Annotated in this window: 14 protein-coding genes; 6 read left to right on the forward strand and 8 right to left on the reverse strand. The window is 71.2% G+C overall.

What is annotated here, in order from left to right; genetic code table 11:
* Positions 1-34: 34 nt before the first annotated feature.
* A complete protein-coding gene (locus tag BZY54_RS24910; protein ID WP_086727574.1) occupies positions 35-760 on the forward strand; it encodes an NUDIX hydrolase in 726 nt (241 codons plus the stop codon).
* Positions 761-883: 123 nt separating this feature from the next.
* Positions 884-2,083, forward strand: a complete 1,200-nt coding sequence (locus BZY54_RS24915) for a MarP family serine protease (RefSeq protein ID WP_086727575.1) — start codon at positions 884-886, stop codon at positions 2,081-2,083.
* Between the two features lie 31 nt (positions 2,084-2,114).
* On the opposite strand, the gene BZY54_RS53535 is transcribed toward BZY54_RS24915, so the two are convergent.
* From BZY54_RS53535 to BZY54_RS24945, 6 genes are all read right to left on the reverse strand, one after another.
* Positions 2,115-2,294, reverse strand: a complete 180-nt coding sequence (locus BZY54_RS53535; RefSeq protein ID WP_086727562.1) for a hypothetical protein — start codon at positions 2,292-2,294, stop codon at positions 2,115-2,117.
* 219 nt (positions 2,295-2,513) lie between these two features.
* Positions 2,514-3,464: an alpha/beta fold hydrolase gene (locus BZY54_RS24925; protein WP_086727563.1), complete on the reverse strand. Its 951-nt coding sequence runs from the start codon at positions 3,462-3,464 to the stop codon at positions 2,514-2,516.
* Positions 3,461-3,955 carry a phage holin family protein gene (locus BZY54_RS24930; RefSeq protein ID WP_086727564.1) on the reverse strand — a complete coding sequence of 165 codons (495 nt, stop codon included), beginning with the start codon at positions 3,953-3,955 and terminating at the stop codon, positions 3,461-3,463. The genes BZY54_RS24925 and BZY54_RS24930 overlap by 4 nt, the downstream gene beginning before the upstream one ends.
* Positions 3,956-4,014: 59 nt before the next feature.
* Positions 4,015-5,454 (reverse strand): Na+/H+ antiporter NhaA, encoded by a 1,440-nt coding sequence (nhaA, locus tag BZY54_RS24935; protein WP_208640750.1) that lies wholly within the window; start codon positions 5,452-5,454, stop codon positions 4,015-4,017.
* A 235-nt stretch (positions 5,455-5,689) separates the two neighbouring features.
* Positions 5,690-7,645 carry an acetate--CoA ligase gene (gene acs, locus BZY54_RS24940; RefSeq protein WP_086727566.1) on the reverse strand — a complete coding sequence of 652 codons (1,956 nt, stop codon included), beginning with the start codon at positions 7,643-7,645 and terminating at the stop codon, positions 5,690-5,692.
* Between the two features lie 326 nt (positions 7,646-7,971).
* On the reverse strand, positions 7,972-10,659 hold the full coding sequence (locus BZY54_RS24945) for a bifunctional SulP family inorganic anion transporter/carbonic anhydrase (RefSeq protein WP_086727567.1): 2,688 nt from the start codon (positions 10,657-10,659) through the stop codon (positions 7,972-7,974).
* A gap of 247 nt (positions 10,660-10,906) precedes the next feature.
* Here BZY54_RS24945 and BZY54_RS24950 point away from each other — a divergent pair, with 247 nt between their 5' ends.
* Positions 10,907-12,169: a polysaccharide deacetylase family protein gene (locus BZY54_RS24950; RefSeq protein WP_086727568.1), complete on the forward strand. Its 1,263-nt coding sequence runs from the start codon at positions 10,907-10,909 to the stop codon at positions 12,167-12,169.
* 9 nt (positions 12,170-12,178) lie between these two features.
* Here BZY54_RS24950 and BZY54_RS24955 read toward each other — a convergent pair whose 3' ends face one another.
* Positions 12,179-13,159, reverse strand: coding sequence for an ATP-binding protein (locus tag BZY54_RS24955; RefSeq protein ID WP_086727569.1), 981 nt, complete (start codon positions 13,157-13,159; stop codon positions 12,179-12,181).
* A gap of 100 nt (positions 13,160-13,259) precedes the next feature.
* Here BZY54_RS24955 and BZY54_RS24960 point away from each other — a divergent pair, with 100 nt between their 5' ends.
* Entirely contained in the window at positions 13,260-14,084 is an 825-nt protein-coding gene (locus BZY54_RS24960) for a Fic family protein (RefSeq protein ID WP_086727570.1), read from the forward strand.
* Between the two features lie 544 nt (positions 14,085-14,628).
* On the opposite strand, the gene BZY54_RS24965 is transcribed toward BZY54_RS24960, so the two are convergent.
* Positions 14,629-15,462 carry an HAD family hydrolase gene (locus BZY54_RS24965; RefSeq protein ID WP_086727571.1) on the reverse strand — a complete coding sequence of 278 codons (834 nt, stop codon included), beginning with the start codon at positions 15,460-15,462 and terminating at the stop codon, positions 14,629-14,631.
* 582 nt (positions 15,463-16,044) lie between these two features.
* Here BZY54_RS24965 and ssd point away from each other — a divergent pair.
* Complete coding sequence (gene ssd, locus BZY54_RS24970) at positions 16,045-17,148, forward strand: septum site-determining protein Ssd (protein ID WP_086727572.1); 1,104 nt, start codon at positions 16,045-16,047, stop codon at positions 17,146-17,148.
* Between the two features lie 200 nt (positions 17,149-17,348).
* On the forward strand, positions 17,349-18,287 hold a 939-nt coding region (locus tag BZY54_RS24975; RefSeq protein ID WP_086727576.1), incomplete at its 3' end, for a TadA family conjugal transfer-associated ATPase.

Genomic DNA, 18,287 nt, shown 5'->3' on the forward strand with positions numbered 1-18,287 from the left:
ACTCGGCGGGACGACGACGGCGACGGGGGCGGCGATGACACGGGCCGGCGACACGACGAGTGGAGCGGCGAGCAGGGCGGCCGACGGGGACGGTTCGGTCGTGCTCAGCAAGGAGGGGCTGCCGGAGTGGCTGCGGCCGGTGGTGCGCGTCGCCGAGACGGTCCAGCCCGTCCAGCTGAGCCGCTTCCTGCCCCCGAAGAACGGCGCGGGACGCCAGTCCGCCGTCCTCGTCCTCTTCGGTGAGGGTGAGCGCGGGCCGGAGCTGCTGCTCATGGAGCGGGCGAGTTCCCTGCGTTCCCACGCCGGCCAGCCGTCCTTCCCCGGCGGGGCGCTCGACCCGGAGGACGGCGACCCGCAGGGCCAGGGGCCGCTGCGGGCCGCGCTGCGCGAGGCCTGGGAGGAGACCGGGCTGGATCCGGACGGCGTGCAACTGTTCGGCGCGCTGCCCCGGCTCTACATCCCGGTCAGCGGCTTCGTCGTCACACCCGTGCTCGGCTGGTGGCGCGAGCCCAGCCCCGTCGGCGTCGTCGACCCGGCCGAGACCGCCCGCGTCTTCACGGTCCCCGTGGCGGATCTCACCAATCCGGACAACCGGGCCACCACCGTCCACCCCAGCGGCCACCGAGGCCCGGCATTCCTGGTCGAATCGGCCCTCGTCTGGGGATTCACCGCCGGAATCATCGACCGCCTGCTTCACTACGCGGGCTGGGAGCTGCCCTGGGACCGCGACAAGCAGGTCCCGCTCGACTGGCGGGCATGACAGGGTGGGCTCCGTGCCGTTGCGGCCGGGGCCCCGAGGACGCCGTGTCCTGTGCCGCTGAACGGCGGGGCGGGCCCCGGCCGGACGTGGGGATCGGAAGACGATGAGGCGAGGCTCGACGCGGTGAACGTGCTGGACATCCTGCTGCTGGTCGCCGCCGTGTGGTTCGCGGTCGTGGGTTATCGCCAGGGATTCGTCGTCGGCATCCTGTCGGTGATCGGCTTCCTGGGCGGTGGCCTGGTCGCCGTCTACGTGCTCCCGGTCATCTGGGACGCCCTGACGGACAACACGCCGGTCAGCACCACCGCGGCCGTCGTCGCCGTCATCATCGTCATCGTCTGCGCCTCGGTCGGTCAGGCCCTGACCACCCACCTCGGCAACAAGCTGCGCGTGCACATCACCTGGTCCCCGGCCCGTGCCCTGGACGCGACCGGCGGCGCCCTGGTCAACGTCGCCGCCCTGCTGCTCGTCGCCTGGCTGATCGGCTCGCTCATCGGCCGCACGACGATACCGACCGTCGGCAAGGAGGTACGCAGCTCCAAGGTGCTGATCGGGGTATCCGAGGTCCTGCCCGCGCAGGCCAACACCTGGTTCGACGACTTCACCTCGGCGCTCGCGCAGAACGGCTTCCCGCAGGTCTTCAGCCCGTTCGCCGACGAACCCATCACCGAGGTGCGGCCCCCGGACCCGGCCCTTACGCACAGCACTGTCGCCGCGCACGCCAAGCGGTCCGTGGTCAAGGTCATGGGCACCGCGCACAGCTGCGGCAAGGTCCTGGAGGGCAGCGGCTTCGTCTTCGGCGACCGTCGCGTCATGACCAACGCGCACGTCGTCGGCGGCGTCGACGAACCCACCGTCCAGATAGGCGGCACGGGCCGGAAGTACGACGCGAAGGTCGTCCTGTACGACTGGCACCGCGACATCGCCGTACTCGACGTGCCGGACCTGAAGGCGCCCGCTCTGCGGTTCACCGACGAGGACGCGCACAGCGGCGACGGCGCGATCGTCGCCGGCTTCCCGGAGAACGGCTCGTACGACGTCCGAGCCGCGCGCGTGCGCGGGCGCATCACGGCCAACGGCCCGGACATCTACCACCGCGGCAACGTCAGTCGCGACGTCTACTCGCTCTACGCGACCATCCGCCAGGGCAACTCGGGCGGCCCGCTGCTCACCACCGACGGCAGGGTGTACGGCGTGGTGTTCGCCAAGTCCCTCGACGACGCCGACACCGGCTACGCGCTCACGGCGGACGAGATCCAGCAGGACATCGCCAAGGGCCGTGCCGCGAACCAGCAGGTGGACAGCGACAGCTGCGCGATGTAGCCCGAAGAGGGGGCCTGCGGCCGGTGGTTGGTCAGCCGCGCGGGTGACGAAGGCGTACCGAGACCCAGCGGGCCCGGCGGCGGAGAATGCGTGGAATGCCCACTCGTGGGTCCGTACCCGTCAGTTGCCGGGCGTCCTCGTGGAGGGACCCCGGACCGCTCGCCGAACGGCGCGTGCGTGCTACGTCACTGTAGTCGTGCGTCCAGCCCATACTGGCGCTTCTGCCCCTGCCTGAAGGTCGATAACCTCTCGCGGGCGCACCAATTGGCCTATGCGCGAGGCAATTGGCCGTTCGAAGGACAGGTGTTCACGTTCGGATACCGGGCGCATCGAAATCAGTCACCGACGCCGCCCGGCATCCCGTGCGGCGTCACCGACCGGCCCGGACACCTCACGCGACGTCACCGACCGAACCGCGTCTCGCGGCGCCTCACCGGTCGGGCTCGGGATCCTTCAGCCAGTTGACCAGTTCGGCGGAGAACGCCATGGGGTCCTCCTCGTGCGGGAAGTGACCCAGGCCGTCGAACAGGCGCCAGCGGTACGGGGCCTCGACGTACTCACCGGAGCCGGCCGCGCTGCGGGTGCGCTGCACCGGGTCCAGGGAGCCGTGCAGGTGCAGCGTCGGCACGCGCACGGGGCGCTTCATGCGGCGGTAGAACTGGATGCCGTCGGGGCGGGCCAGCGAGCGCACCAGCCAGCGGTACGGCTCGATGGAGCAGTGCGCCGTCGAGGGGATGCACATGGCCCGGCGGTACGTCTCCACCGCCTCGTCGTCCGGCAGCCGCGGCCCCGACCAGTCCCGTACCAGACGGGCCACCAGCGCGCCGTCGTCGGCGGTGAGCTGCCGCTCGGGGATCCAGGGCCGCTGGAACCCCCAGATGTAGGAGCTCGCCGCCGTCTGCCGGACGTCCGCCAGCATCGCCGAGCGCCAGCGCCGTGGGTGCGGCATGGAGACGACTGCCAGGCGCCGGACCAGCTTGGGGCGCATCACCGCCGCCGTCCACGCCAGGTAGCCGCCGAGGTCGTGGCCGACCAGGGCCGCGTCCGGTTCACCGAGGGAGCGGACCACGCCGGTGATGTCGAGGGCGAGGTTGGCCGGGTCGTAGCCGCGGGGCGTGCGGTCGCTGCCGCCCACGCCCCGCAGGTCCATCGCCACGGCCCGGAAGCCCGCGTCGGCCAGGGCGACCAGCTGGTGCCGCCAGGTCCACCAGAACTGCGGGAAGCCGTGCAGCAGCAGCACCAGCGGTCCGTCGCCGAGCTCGGCGATGTGGAAGCGGGCGCCGTTGGCGGCGACGTCCCGGTGCGTCACCTTCCGGTCGCCGGGAACGTCGATCCGTACGACCGAGGTCGATTGCGCCGAAGGGGTGGCGGGGTCCGTCATGAGGACGAGCGTGCCACAGCCTCGATGGCCTCGGGCGTCCGGTCCTCCAGAGCGGGGGTCTGCGGGCGCGGGTGCGGCTTGGCCTTCTGCAGGACGCCGGCCGTCTGCTTCATCGACGCGGCGACCTTCTGCGGGCCCTTGCTCTTCTTGGCCTTCTTCGCGAACACCATGCCGATCAGCGCGAGGAGGCCCGCCACGAGGACGTTGGCCGCGAAGGACAACAGGAAGCAGACCGCCATGTTCCAGCCGCTCCACGTCCGAATGCCGTACGCAAGGGCGAAGTTGAGCATCGGCAGCGAGAACACCAGGACCACGCCGGCCGCCGAGAGCGCACCGCCGCTCATGGCGCCGCGCTTGACGTCCTGCTTCAGCTGGGCCTTGGCCAGTGCGATCTCGTCATGCACCAGCGCCGACATTTCGGTCGTCGCCGAGGCGAACAGCTGGCCGATGCTGCGTTCGGCGCCGACCGGGCTGCCGTCGGGTGCGCTCATCGCAATCTCCCTCTCCTGCCTGACTGGGAACGGTGCTGCTTTTGTACCGTCCCGTCAGATCATGCCGGACTGTCGTTCTCCTCGCTTGCCCCGCCCGGCACTTCGGCAAGCCGCTCTGCTCGTTCGGCCGCCTTGAGCTCGGCGAGCCGGCGGTGTTCGGCGGCCTTCCGCTCGAAGATGTCCGCCATGCGAAGGTGGTAGGCCGGGTCGTCCTGCTCGTACACGTCCGGGATGCCGTCGAGGTCCTCGTCCCGCTCCTCCGCCTCGTACAGCCGCCGGTACCGGGCGTTCCGTATCTTCAGCAGGACCGTGGCCAGCGTCGCCGCGATCAGGGAGCCGACGAGGACGGAGGCCTTGACCTCGTCCGTCAGCACCGCGTCGCCCGTGAAGGCCAGCTCGCCGATGAGCAGCGAGACGGTGAAGCCGATGCCGGCGAGGGAGGCGAGGGCGAACACGTCGGCCCAGGCCAGGTCCTCGCTGAGCGATGCCCTGGTGAACCGGACGGTGAGCCAGGTCCCGCCGAAGATGCCGAGCGCCTTGCCGACGACCAGACCGAGTACGACCCCGAGCGTCTCGGGCTTGGTGAGCACGTCCGCCAGGGCTGAGCCCGAGACGGAGACGCCCGCGCTGAACAGTGCGAACAGCGGCACGGCCAGGCCCGCCGACACGGGCCGCAGGACGTGCTCGATGTGCTCGCCGGGGGAGCGGGTCTCTCCCTCGTGCGTGGTGCAGCGCAGCATCAGGCCCATCGCGACGCCCGCGATGGTGGCGTGCACGCCGCTGTTGTACATCAGCCCCCAGATGACCAGGCCGAGCGGCACGTAGACGTACCAGCCGCGCACGCCCTTGCGCAGCAGCAGCCAGAAGACGACCAGGCCGGCGGCGGCTCCGCCGAGGGCCGCGAAGTTCAGTCGGTCGGTGAAGAAGACCGCGATGATCAGGATGGCGAACAGGTCGTCGACGACGGCGAGGGTGAGCAGGAAGGCGCGCAGGGCGCTGGGCAGCGAGGTGCCGATGACCGCGAGCACGGCGAGGGCGAAGGCGATGTCGGTGGCGGTCGGCACCGCCCAGCCGCCGAGTGAGCCGCCGCCGGTGAGGTTGGTGAGTGCGTATACGGCCGCGGGGGCGGCCATGCCGCACAGCGCGGCGATCACCGGCAACGCCGCGGCTTTCGGGTCCTTGAGGTCCCCGGCGACCAGCTCGCGTTTGAGCTCGATCCCGGCGACGAAGAAGAAGATCGCCAGCAGCCCGTCCGCGGCCCAGTGCGCGACGGACAGGTGGAGGCCCAGGGCGGCGGGGCCCACCTGGTGGTGGGCGACGCTCTCGTAGCTCGTGTGCAGGGCCGGGATGTTCGCCCACAGGAGAGCCGCGACCGCGGCGAGGAGCAGCAGAACACCGCCGACGGTCTCGGTGCGCAGCGCGTCCGCGACGACGTTCCGCTCGGGCAGGGACAGGCGTCCCAGGACTTTGCGGCTGGGGTTCGTGCGGGGCGCGACCACGGGGACCTCCGGTCGGGGGCATGAGCGATTACATGCCGACCAGACTTCCCGGCGCACCTGAGGATCTTGTTGCGTTGTTGTCGTTTTGCTTATTTTACCTAAAGTGCGGCGGGAGTCGCACATGTCCCGGGACGGGATCCGTACGCCCCTCGAGCCGCGCACGTACGCACACTCTCGAGCTGCGAAAAGGGGCACCCGCGCATCGTGGCCGCCGGGTGCCCCTTTCGGGTCGTGCTCAGTCCTCGTTGGGCGCTGCCGGCAGCTTCGCCTGGATGAGGTCCATTACGGCGGAGTCCGTCAGCGTGGTGACGTCGCCGAGCTGCCGGTTCTCCGCGACGTCGCGCAGCAGTCGCCGCATGATCTTCCCGGAGCGGGTCTTGGGCAGCTCCGCCACGGGCAGGATCCGCTTCGGCTTGGCGATCGGGCCGAGCGTGGCGCCCACGTGGTTGCGCAGCTCGGCGACCAGGTCCTCGGTCTCGGCGGCCGTGCCCCGCAGGATCACGAAGGCGACGATCGCCTGCCCGGTCGTCTCGTCCGCCGCGCCGACCACGGCCGCCTCGGCGACCGAGGGGTGGGAGACGAGCGCGGACTCGACCTCGGTGGTGGAGATGTTGTGGCCGGAGACCAGCATGACGTCGTCGACGCGGCCGAGCAGCCAGATGTCGCCGTCGTCGTCCTTCTTGGCGCCGTCACCGGCGAAGTAGCGGTCCTCGAAGCGCGACCAGTAGGTGTCGATGAAGCGCTGGTCGTCGCCCCAGATGGTGCGCAGCATCGACGGCCACGGCTCGGTGAGCACCAGGTAGCCACCGCCGCCGTTGGGCACCTCGTTCGCCTCGTCGTCGACGACGGTCGCGCTGATGCCGGGCAGCGGGCGCTGGGCGGAGCCGGGCTTGGCCTCGGTCACACCGGGCAGCGGGGAGATCATGATGCCGCCGGTCTCCGTCTGCCACCAGGTGTCGACGACCGGGGTCCGGTCCGCGCCGATGTTCTTGCGGTACCAGATCCACGCCTCGGGGTTGATCGGCTCGCCCACCGAGCCGAGCACGCGCAGGGAGGACAGGTCGAACTTCGCGGGGATGTCGTCGCCCCACTTCATGAACGTGCGGATCGCGGTGGGCGCCGTGTACAGGATGGTGACCTTGTACTTCTGCACGATCTCCCAGAAACGGCCCTGGTGCGGGGTGTCGGGAGTGCCCTCGTACATCACCTGCGTGCCGCCGTTGGCCAGCGGCCCGTACACGATGTAGGAGTGGCCGGTGACCCAGCCGACGTCGGCCGTGCACCAGTACACGTCCGTCTCCGGCTTGAGGTCGAAGACGGCCCAGTGCGTGTACGCCACCTGCGTGAGGTAGCCGCCGGAGGTGTGCAGGATGCCCTTGGGCTTACCCGTGGTGCCCGAGGTGTAGAGGATGAACAGCGGGTGCTCGGCCTCGAACGCCTCCGGGGTGTGCTCCGCCGACTGGCGGCCGACGACCTCATGCCACCACAGGTCGCGGCTGTCGTCCCAGGCGACCTCCTGGCCGGTGCGCCGGACCACGAGCACGTTGCGGACGTTGTCCACGCGCCCGATCGCCTCGTCGACGGCCGGCTTGAGCGCGGACGGCTTGCCGCGCCGGTAGCCGCCGTCAGCCGTGATCACGACCTTGGCGTCGGCGTCCTGGATACGGGTGGCGAGCGCGTCGGCGGAGAAGCCGCCGAAGACGACGGAGTGCGCGGCACCGATGCGGGCGCAGGCCAGCATGGCGATCGCCGTCTCCGGGATCATCGGCATGTAGATCGCGACCCGGTCGCCCTTCTGGACGCCCAGTTCCAGCAGGGCGTTCGCGGCCCTGGACACCTCGTCCTTGAGCTCGGCGTAGGTGATGGCCCGGCTGTCGCCGGGCTCGCCCTCGAAGTGGATCGCGACGCGGTCGCCGTTCCCGGCCTCCACGTGCCGGTCCACGCAGTTGTACGCCACGTTGAGCGTGCCGTCCTTGAACCACTTGGCGAACGGCGGGTTCGACCAGTCGAGGGTCTCGGTCGGCTCCTTGGCCCAGGTCAGCCGACGGGCCTGCTCGGCCCAGAAGCCGAGCCTGTCAGCCTTGGCCTGTTCGTACGCCTCGGCCGTGACATTGGCTCCCGCGGCCAGGTCAGCGGGCGGCGCGAAGCGTCGCTCCTCCTTCAGAAGGTTGGCCAGGCTTTCGTTGCTCACGACATCTCCCTTTCCCAGGGTGTCCGTTGTGTCCCAGGCCACAGCTCATCAGACCCGGGGGCCCGCTGACAAGGGCCGACGGGAAATTGGTTTAGACCTGTTGTGGGAATCCGGGGCCTCGTGGGCGCTGCTCGAGCTGCTCACACCGGGGCCGGTGTCATCCGTTCCCACGGATGGCGGGCCGTCCAGGTTCAGCTCGGCATGGCCCCCCGGGGAGCGCGGGGAGGCCGCGTGCGCGCCGAGCCTGTGGGAGCGTGTCGCCCGGAGACCGGGTACGGGACTCGCGGCAGCCCGGAGCGCCCTGCCCACCTCGGTCGCGTCGGCAGTCACGCCGGGCTGGGCAGATCCTCCGTCGCCTCCACGCGGACGAACACCTCGTTCCCGCCCGTCCCCGTCAGCAGGTACGCCTGCGCCTCGGCCACGTGGAAGTACATCCCGTGCAGCTCCAGCGTGCCCTCCCGCAGCGCCCGGGCCACCGACTCGTGGGCGCGCAGGTGCTCCAGCTGCTGGACGACATTGGTCAGGCACAGTCGTTCGACCGCGGCGGCGGGCCGGCCCTCGGCCGTCCAGGGCACCGGGCGGCCGGCGTCGGCCATTCGCTCCAGACTCGGGAGCCCGTGCCGCAGCCATCGCCCGAGCGGCGTCCGCGCGTTCCCCGCGCCGGCCGGGGAATTCGGGCTGGTGCCGGAGCCGCAATCCCGGCTGGTGCCTGAATTCGGGCTGGGGCGGGGGGCGGTATCCGGTCTGGAACTGGAACCGGGGCTGGACCCGTGGGCGGAGCCGGGGCCGGGATTCGGGCTGGAACCGGGATCGGAACGGGTGCGGGGCGCGAGCAGTGCCTGCATCGCCCCGCACCCGGAGTGGCCGCACACCGTGATGGAGCGCACTCCGAGCACATCCACCGCGTACTCGATGCCGGCCGCCACCGAGTCGTCACCGCTGTCCTCCCCGGGCGGCGGCACGAGATTGCCCACGTTCCGGACGACGAAGAGGTCCCCGGGGCCGCTGGAGGTGATCATCGATGTGACCAGCCGGGAGTCGGCACAGGTGAGGAAGAGCTGGGAAGGCTGCTGCCCTTCTCGGGCCAGCCGCGCCAGCTCGTCCCGCACGTGTGGTGCGACGGCCCGCTGGAACATGCTGATACCGCGGGCCAGTTGCCTCCTGCTCGGACCGGAGCCGGAGGCCGCCCCGATGGTCTCGGAAGCGCCCGTGTCCGTGTCTGTGCCGACGATCGTGTCCGGGCCCGTGCCCGTGCTCGTTCTCACGCCCGTGCCCGCGTCTGGGAGCGGGGCCTGCGCCAGTGCCTGTGCCGATCCCGGGTACGCATCCTCGCCGGTTGCCGGCACCGTCCGTGGTCCGCTCCCGCCCGATGCCTGCACTGTCCGCGGGCCGCCCTCGCACTGGTGGTTGCGCCAGGGCGTCCAGGGCCGGCAGTGGCAGCCCGGGGACCCTGCGGGCTCGGCCGGCTCGGCGATGCGGACTGCGACGCGGCGGCCGGTGAGCTCGACGGAGCCGCCCTGCGCCCTGTGCGTACGCTGCCAGTCCTGCAGTGACTCGTACGCGGCGTGGTCCATGAACGAGCCGTCCAACCCGACAACGACGCGGGTCCCTTGGGGCACGAGGTGCAGGGCCCGGCTCAGCCGAGGCACCGCGAGAAACGTCAACTGCCCTCGTACGTGTACGTAATGGACTCCTTCCTGCTCGTCGTGCGTGATGCGCGTGTGGGTGAGGCGGTGCAGGGCGACGGCGACGGCCGCGGCGATCCCGAGGGCCACGCCCTCGAGTACGCCGAAGGTCACCACGCCGAGGGTGGTGACGGCGTAGACCAGCACCTCTCGGTGGCGGGTCACCGTGCGGATGTGGTGCAGAGAGACCATCTGGATGCCGACGGCCATCACCAGGGCGGCGAGCGAGGCGAGCGGGATGAGCTCCAGGATCGGGACCATCAGCAGCGCGGCAACCACTACGAGAACGCCGTGCAGCATCGTGGAGTTCCGGCTCACGGCACCCGCGCGCACATTCGCCGAACTCCGGACGGCGACGCCCGCGATGGGCAGTCCGCCGAGCGCGCCGGAGACGACGTTGGCGGCGCCCTGGCCGAGCAGTTCCCGGTCCAGGTCGGAGCGGCCGACGCGGGCGTCCGGTCCGGATCGGCCGGTCACCAGTTTGTCGACCGCGACGGCGCCGAGCAGTGACTGCACGCTGCACACCAGCGTGGTGCTGATGACGGCGGCGGCCAGTCCGAGCACCGGCCCCTCGGGCAGCCCGGCAAGGGCGTGGCTGTGCCAGGAGGGCAGAGCGACCCTGGGCAGTACCAGCCCGGCGGCGGAGGCGATAGCGGTGGCGCCCGCGACGGCGACGAGGGCGGCCGGAATACGGCGCAGAAGGCTCCCGGCCCGTCCGGGCAGCCGTGGCCAGAGCAGCAGCAGGGACAGGGTGAGCGCGCTCGCGGCGAGTGCGGCCGGGTCCAGGTCGGCCAACTGGGCGGGCAGCGCACGGAGATTGGCGAGCACGGAGCTCTGCGGGCTGCCGCCGAGGACGATGTGAAGCTGGGCGACGGCGATGGTCATGCCGATGCCGGCGAGCATGCCGTGTACGACGGCGGGGCTGACGGCGAGCGCCCCGCGGGCCACGCGCAGGCAGCCCAGGCCGAGTTGGGTGAGGCCGGCGAGAACGGTGATGGCGCAGGTCGTGCGCCATCCGTAACGGTGGATCAGGTCGGCGGTGACCACCGTGAGTCCGGCGGCAGGTCCGCTGACCTGCAGCGGGGATCCACCGAGCCGTCCGGCGACCAGTCCGCCCACGGCGGCGGCCACCAGGCCCGCCTGGAGCGGGGCGCCGGTGGCGAGGGCGATTCCGAGGGACAGCGGCAGGGCGATCAGGAAGACCGCGACGGCGGCCGACAGATCGGCGCCCCCGAGGCGGAGGCGGCGCCGCGGTGGCGGACTGTGCGGCGGGTGGGAGTGCTGGGGCCGAGCGGAGTCGGCTGCGTGGGTGGGGACGCAGGCTGACATGTGTCTGGTCTCCTCCGGATCAGCTGATTCAAGACCGAGTAAAGCAATCGTAATGCGGCGTAAAGTCCAAGCCTGGATTTCCGAAGCAAATGGGGCAGTCAGTCGTCTTGACGAGTGAACTCAGCCTTTTAGCGGCTTGTCGTACTAATTCCTTCTCGACCCCGTGCGACCTTGGCGGCGCTGTCGGCATGTCACCCGCACACGCCACCTCGGCGTCGGACGAGAGAAGGAAGAAGGTGGGCGAAACATGGCCGCCACCCAGAGGATCGCCGCGAGCGCCGTCGCCGCCGTGGCCTGTGCCTCGTCGCTCGCGGGTTGCGCGAGCGGCACCGACACTCCCGGACAGGGCGCGCACGGCGCGCCCGGGCCCGCGCAGCAGCCGCCCCGGAGCATCGTCCGCCTGATCGGAGACGGATCCACCGCGTACACCGGGACCCAGCCGCACTTTCCCCGGCCGGAGCGGCTGCGGGCCGGTGAGAAACCCCCGCAGTTCGTCGTGTTCTCCTGGGACGGCGCGGGTGAGGACAGCCAGAAACTGTTCTCCCACTTCCGCAAGGTGGCCGAGGCCAACAACGCGAAGATGACGTTCTTCCTCAGCGGTCTCTACATGCTGCCCAAGGGCAAGCGCGAACTGTACAACCCGCCGCAGCATGTGCCGGGCAGCTCGGAGATCGGCTTCAACACCGAGCAGGGCGTCGCCGACACCGCACGGCAGGTGCGCCTGGCGTGGCTGGAGGGGCACGAGATCGGCACTCACTTCAACGGCCACTTCTGCGGCCCGAACGGCGGGGTCGGCCAGTGGTCGGTCGCCGAGTGGAAGAGCGAGATCGCCCAGGCCAAGGAGTTCGTGAAGACCTGGAAGACCAACAGCGGCCTGAGGAACCTCTCCCCTCTCCCCTTCGACTACGACAAGGAGCTCATCGGCGCTCGCACCCCCTGCCTGGAGGGCCAGAAGAACTTCGTGAAGGCGGCGAGCCAGCTCGGCTTCCGCTACGACAGCAGCGGCGTCGGCAACCAGGTGTGGCCGAAGAAGAGGGACGGTCTGTGGGACCTGTCCATGCAGCTGGTGCCCTTCCCCGGACACACCTTCGAGCAGCTGACCATGGACTACAACTTCATGGTCAACCAGTCGGGCACGAAGACCCAGGGCGATCCCGACAAGTTCGCCTACTGGGGCGACCAGATGCGCGACGGCCTGCTCAAGGGCTTCTACAGGGCATATGACGGCAACCGCGCCCCGCTCGTCATCGGCAACCACTTCGAGTCCTGGAACGGCGGCACCTATATGCGCGCCGTCGAGGACGTCGTGAAGGAGGTATGCAACAAGCCGGAGGTGCGCTGCGTCTCCTTCCACCAGCTGGTCGACTGGCTGGACGCCCAGAACCCGCGGACCCTTGCCGAACTGCGCACGCTGAACGTCGGCGAGGCCCCTGAGCGGGGCTGGGCGTCCTTCCTCTCGGCCGAACCGGCCCCTGCGCCCAAGGGCGCGCCCGGGGCGCCGAGGCCCTAGGCGAGGTCGTCAGGCGAGGGCGGTGACGCTCTCGCCGAGGACGAAGGCGGGGTCGATCTGCGCCGCCAGGTCGGCCCCGGTCCGCTCGTTCCCCCACGAGGCGGCGTTCTTCAGGTGGAAGTGCACCATCTGCTGGGTGTAGCGCGGCCAGTCGCGCAGTTCGTACGTGGCGTCGGCGGCGACGCGGAGCGTGCGCAGGGCGCGGCGGTTGGCGTCCTCCAGGAGCTCGAACCGGGGCGGCCGGCCCTTCTCCATGGCGCGCACCCAGTCCGAGTGCCCGACGGTCACGAGCAGGTCGTCACCGACCTCGGCCCGCAGGAAGTCGAGATCGTCCTGTCCCTGCACCTTGTTGCCGACGACCGTCAGCACGACGCCGAAGTCGCGGGCGTACTCCTTGTACTGGCGATAGACGGAGACCCCCTTCCGGGTCGGCTCGGCGACGAGGAACGTGATGTCGAAGCGGGTGAACATGCCGGAGGCGAAGGAGTCCGAACCCGCGGTCATGTCCACCACGACGTACTCGTCGCGGCTGTCCACCAGGTGGTTCAGGTACAGCTCCACCGCTCCCGTCTTGGAGTGATAGCAGGCGACCCCCAGGTCGGCGTCCGTGAAGGGGCCGGTGACCATCAAACGGACGGCGCCCCCGTCGAGTTCCACCTCGCGTGCGCAGGCTTCGTACAGCGGGTTGTCCTCGCCCACCCGCAGCAGCCGCGAGCCCTCTCCGGGCGGGGTCGTCTTGATCATCGTCTCGGCGGAGGCGATGCGGGGGTTGCTGCCGCGCAGGTAGTCCTTGATCAGCGTCAGCCGGTCGCCCATCGCGGGCAGCGTGGCCGCCTCGGCCTCCTCCATGCCCAGCGCTGCGCCCAGATGCTGGTTGATGTCGGCGTCGACCGCGACGACGGGCGCCCCGGCCGCCGCGAGATGGCGGATGAACAGGGAGGACAGTGTGGTCTTGCCGCTGCCGCCCTTCCCGACGAAAGCAATTTTCATGTTCACGAAGCGTAGCGGCAAAGTAGCTGTATGTGTCAGCCTGCGTGAAGAAGACCACTCCTTCGAGGAGCGGGCTGCTCGGGTGCGTAGGGTCGTACCCATGAGTACGCAAGGTGCGACCGCCGACCCGCTCGCGGCCCTGGGCGCGCTGTCCGGTGTGGCCGAGTCCGCGGAGTCCGTGCGCAAGGCCGTGGACCGGGTCTACGGGCACCGGATCATGCGGCGCCGGAGCAACGCGATCACCTCCGAGGCAGCGCTGCGCGGTGCGCGCGGCTCCGCGGCGCTGTCGGGGGCGGACTGGGCCCTGGAGGAGGTGCGCCGGCGTACCGACTTCAGCGGGGACGACGAGGCGCGCGTGCTGGGTGCTGCCCTGCGGCTGACGGCCGAGGCCGGTCAGCTGCTGTCCATCTGGCGGCAGTCGCCGCTCCGGGTTCTGGCCCGGCTGCACCTGGTGGCCGCCGCCGGCAAGGAGGACACCGTCGGGCGACCGCGCCAGGAGGGCGAGCACGTCGACGAGCCGCTGATCGAGCTGCCGCTGCCGAGCGCCGCCGAGGTCTCCGGGCGGCTGGAGGGCCTTTCCGAGCTGATCGTCGCGGGCAGCTCCGCGCCCGCCCTGGTCACCGCCGCCGTCGTGCACGGCGAACTGCTGGCGCTGCGTCCGTTCGTCTCCCACAACGGCCTGGTGGCGCGTGCCGCCGAGCGCATCGTCCTGGTGGGCAGCGGTCTGGATCCGAAGTCGGTCTGCCCGGCCGAGGTCGGGCACGCCGAACTGGGCCGCGCGGCCTATCTGGCGGCCCTGGACGGCTATGTCTCCGGCACCCCGGACGGCATGGCGGCCTGGATCACCCACTGCGCCAAGGCGGTCGAGCTGGGTGTGCGTGAGTCTACGGCGGTGTGCGAGGCGCTGCAGCGCGGCGCGGCATGACGGCCGCCTCGTAGGCAACGGGCCCGGACGCCAGGCCACGGGAAACGTTCGGCCCTGAACAGAGCGGCGGGAAACGATCCGCCAGGACACGGGGCGGCGGGAAGCGACCGGCCCGTACACAGGGTTGCGGCGGTACGAGATCTCGTACCGCCGCTGGCATGAGCACCGAGTTACCAAGCGTCCTCGATGTGTCGCCCATCAGGTCGGGATCTTCGCCCGTCACCTGGTGCGGCTGGCCCGTAATCGACGGGTCGACGTCGCGTGGGTGCCCGGTGTTCATGCTGGGTCCGTGGGGCCAAATGCGTTTTAAAGGTGATCCTTTCGGATGTCCTTTGGTCTCGCGGGCCGCTGAATCCTTTGTACTGCAAGCGGGGAGCAAGCGGAACCCCTGGCTGCACTTCTTTACTTTTAGGTTCAAACGGCACTTAAACGGGCGCCGGGGTCTCGAATGCGGCCTCCCGGCGACCAAGTGGACGACCGGCCCGACGACCAAGCGGCCGGTGACCGGCCCGGCCGGCGGCCGACCACGCGGACAGGCGCAGGCTCAGGTGACCGTGCCCCGGCGCCGGCTCGCGTACCACACGAGCCCCGCGGTGGCCGCCGCCGCTCCTACGGCCGCCGCCGCGACCAGGGCCGGACGCGGCGGCACGGAGAACCCGGGCAGCCTCTGCTTGAGCCGTACCGGGCGGTGGAAGTCCAGAATCGGCCACCCACGCGCGACGGCCTCCCGGCGCAGTGCGCGGTCCGGGTTCACGGCGTGCGGGTTCCCCACCGACTCCAGCATCGGCAGGTCGGTGACCGAGTCGCTGTAGGCGTAGCAGCGATCGAGGTCGTAACCCTCGGACGCGGCCAGCTCGCGCACCGCCTCCGCCTTCGTCGGGCCGTAGGCGTAGTACTCCACCTCGCCGGTGAAGCAGCCGTCCTCGCCCACCACCATCCGGGTGGCCACCACCCGGTCGGCGCCCAGCAGCTCGCCGATCGGCTCGACCACCTCCGCCCCCGATGTGGAGACGATGACGACGTCCCGTCCGGCGGAGTGGTGCTCCTCGATGAGCGAGGCGGCCTCGTCGTAGATGATCGGGTCGATCAGGTCGTGGAGCGTCTCGGCGACGATCTCCTTGACCTGCCGCACGTTCCAGCCGCGGCACAGTGCGGACAGGTACTGGCGCATGCGCTCCATCTGGTCGTGATCGGCGCCCCCGGCGAGGAAGACGAACTGGGCGTATGCGGTCCGCAAGACGGCCCTGCGGTTGATCAGCCCGCCTTGGTAGAACGACTTGCTGAACGTGAGCGTGCTCGACTTCGCAATGACCGTCTTGTCCAGATCAAAGAAGGCCGCTGTGCGGGGCAAGGAGTGGTTTTCCACGTCCTTGAGCATAGGGGCAGCCCATTCGGCGTAAGGTGGGCGCGTGGGTTTGCCTGAGAGGGCTCTCGGGTACACCATGGAAGTCACGGATCGTTCGCGACCGTGCTAACCCGGTCCGACTCCTCCCCCCCCGAGTCGGCCGTGGAGACGACCCCCGCTCTCCCCCCCGGCGGGGGTCGTCGCATGTCCGGGTGGGTTCTCCTCTTCTGTACGCGGTTGTGGTGCCGCATCGGCGGTACTGAGCGGCTTTCGCAGGCGTACTCATGATCGGTCACGTTGAGTAGTCACAGGGCTGCGCTGCGGAAGTCGTACGAGAGCCGGCACACGGGTCGCCGGTTTGGGTGACGGCCATTTTCACAACGGCAGAGTTGTCCACAGATTTCGACCAAGATCCACATCATTTCCCGGGTTCGCTGCACCGTGATTCCTGCGCGCACCGCTCGCGGCGAGTTCATGGCCGGTTCCGTTTGTCGGGCGCGTATGGCCGGTTCGTATCGGCCGTCCATATGAAGGCCGGTTGCCGGTTCTTCACATGTTTGGGATTCGCGCGGCCGCAGGGGCCGCCCGAGTGATGCAGCGAAGGGGGAGTGACCCGTGGCCGGAACCGTCACACACGATCCGCCGCCCGACACCGGAGGACGGCAGGGCGGACCGCTGATCGTCACCGAGGACGCCGAACTCCTCGACGACCTGCTGCGCCTGTGCGCGGCGGCGGGCGCCACACCCGAGGTCCATCACGGGGTGCCCGAGCGCAGAGGCAGCTGGGAGGCCGCGCCTCTGGTGCTGGTGGGCGACGACGCCGCCCGGCGGTTGCGCGGGGCCGCGCGCAGGCGCGGAGTGGTGCTGGTCGGTCGCGATCAGGACGACTCCGGGGTCTGGCGGCGTGCCGTCGAGATCGGCGCCGACCATGTGCTGGTGCTGCCCGACGGCGAGCAGTGGCTGGTCGACCGGATCGCCGACGTCGCGGAGGGCGTCGGCCGGCCCGCGCTCACCGTCGGCGTCATCGGCGGCCGGGGCGGAGCCGGCGCGTCCACGCTCGCCTGTGCGCTCGCCGTCACCTCGGCGAGGGAGGGCCTGCGCACCCTCCTCGTGGACGCCGATCCGCTGGGCGGCGGGCTCGACGTACTGCTCGGCGGGGAGGCTGCCGAGGGGCTGCGCTGGCCGGCGTTCGCCGCCTCGCGCGGGCGGGTCGGCGGCGGCGCCCTGGAGGAGTCGCTGCCGGAGCTGCACTCGTTGCGGGTGCTCAGCTGGGACCGCGGCGACTGTGTCGCCATCCCGGCGCAGGCCGTCCGGGCGGTGCTGGCCGCCGCCCGGCGGCGCGGCGGCGCCGTGGTGGTCGACCTACCCCGCCGCGTCGACGAGGGGGTCGCCGAGGCCCTGGCCCAGATCGACGTCGGGTTGCTCGTGGTCCCCGCCGAACTGCGAGCCGTTGCCGCCGCCGCACGCGTGGCCTCAGCGGTCGGCATGGTCCTGCGCGACCTGCGCGTGGTGGTACGGGGGCCCTACGCGCCCGGCCTCGACGACCGCGAGCTGGCCCGGCTGCTCGGGCTGCCACTGGTGGGCGAGGTTCCCGTGGAGTCCGGGCTGCGGCGGCCCGGCGAGGGCAGAACCCCGCCCGGCGGGAACGCGCGCGGACCGCTGGCCCGCTTCTGTACGGCCTTCTGGGAGCGGGCCCTTGTCGAGGCGGGTGCCGCATGAGGCCGGCGGGCGAGCAGCGGTGGCGAAGGACTGGGGAGAGGGGCGTGTCGGCGGGCGGGTCCGGAGGTGCCGGCGTGGTCGGGCGCGGGGATGGGCTCGGGCTGGTGGACGGCGGTGGGCGGCCCGGCGGACGCGGGCGTGATGACCGGCTCGAGCCTGCCGGCGGGCTCGGGTACGGCCATGGGCTGGGTGATCCCGAGATGCCCCCACAGTTGCTGGACCGTGTGCGGCAGTGGCTGGCCGAGAGCGGGGCCGAGCCGACGCCCGCTCGCGTGGCGCAGGCGCTTCGGGAGCAGGGCCGGGTGCTCGGGGACGAGGAGGTGCTCGGGGCAGCCGAGCGGTTGCGGTCCGAGCTGATCGGCAGCGGCCCGTTGGAGCCGCTGCTCGCCGACCCTTCGGTGACCGACGTCCTGGTGTCGGCCCCTGACCGGGTCTGGGTCGACCGTGGCGGCGGACTGGAGCGGGCCGCCGTCGCCTTCCCCGACGCGGCGGCCGTACGACGCCTCGCTCAACGCCTGGCCGCGGTGGCCGGACGGCGGCTGGACGACGCCCGGCCGTGGGTCGACGCCCGCCTGCCAGACGGCACCCGGCTGCACGCGGTGCTGCCCCCGGTCGCCGTCGGCTGCACCTGCCTGTCCCTGCGCGTCGTACGGCCGCGCGCGTTCACACTCGGCGAACTGGTGTCGGCGGGCACGGTTCCGCCGGGCGGGGACCGCGTGCTGCGGGCGCTGGTGCAGGCGCGGCTGTCCTTCCTCATCAGCGGTGGCACCGGCAGCGGCAAGACCACGCTGCTCAGCGCGCTGCTAGGCCTGGTCGGGCCGGGAGAGCGGATCGTCCTCGCCGAGGACTCGGCCGAGCTGCGCCCCGACCATCCGCACGTCGTCCGCCTGGAGAGCAGACCCGCCAACCAGGAGGGCGCGGGTCTCGTCACCCTCGAGGACCTGGTGCGGCAGGCGCTGCGGATGCGACCGGACCGGCTGGTCGTGGGCGAGGTGCGCGGCGCCGAGGTGGTCCATCTGCTGGCAGCGCTGAACACCGGTCACGAAGGCGGCTGCGGCACTGTCCACGCCAACGCGGCCGCGGACGTTCCCGCCCGGCTGGAGGCGCTGGGCACCGCCGCCGGGCTGGACCGGGCGGCG

It is taken from the genome of Streptomyces carpinensis, assembly GCF_002154505.1.
GTDB classification, from domain to species: domain Bacteria; phylum Actinomycetota; class Actinomycetes; order Streptomycetales; family Streptomycetaceae; genus Streptomyces; species Streptomyces carpinensis.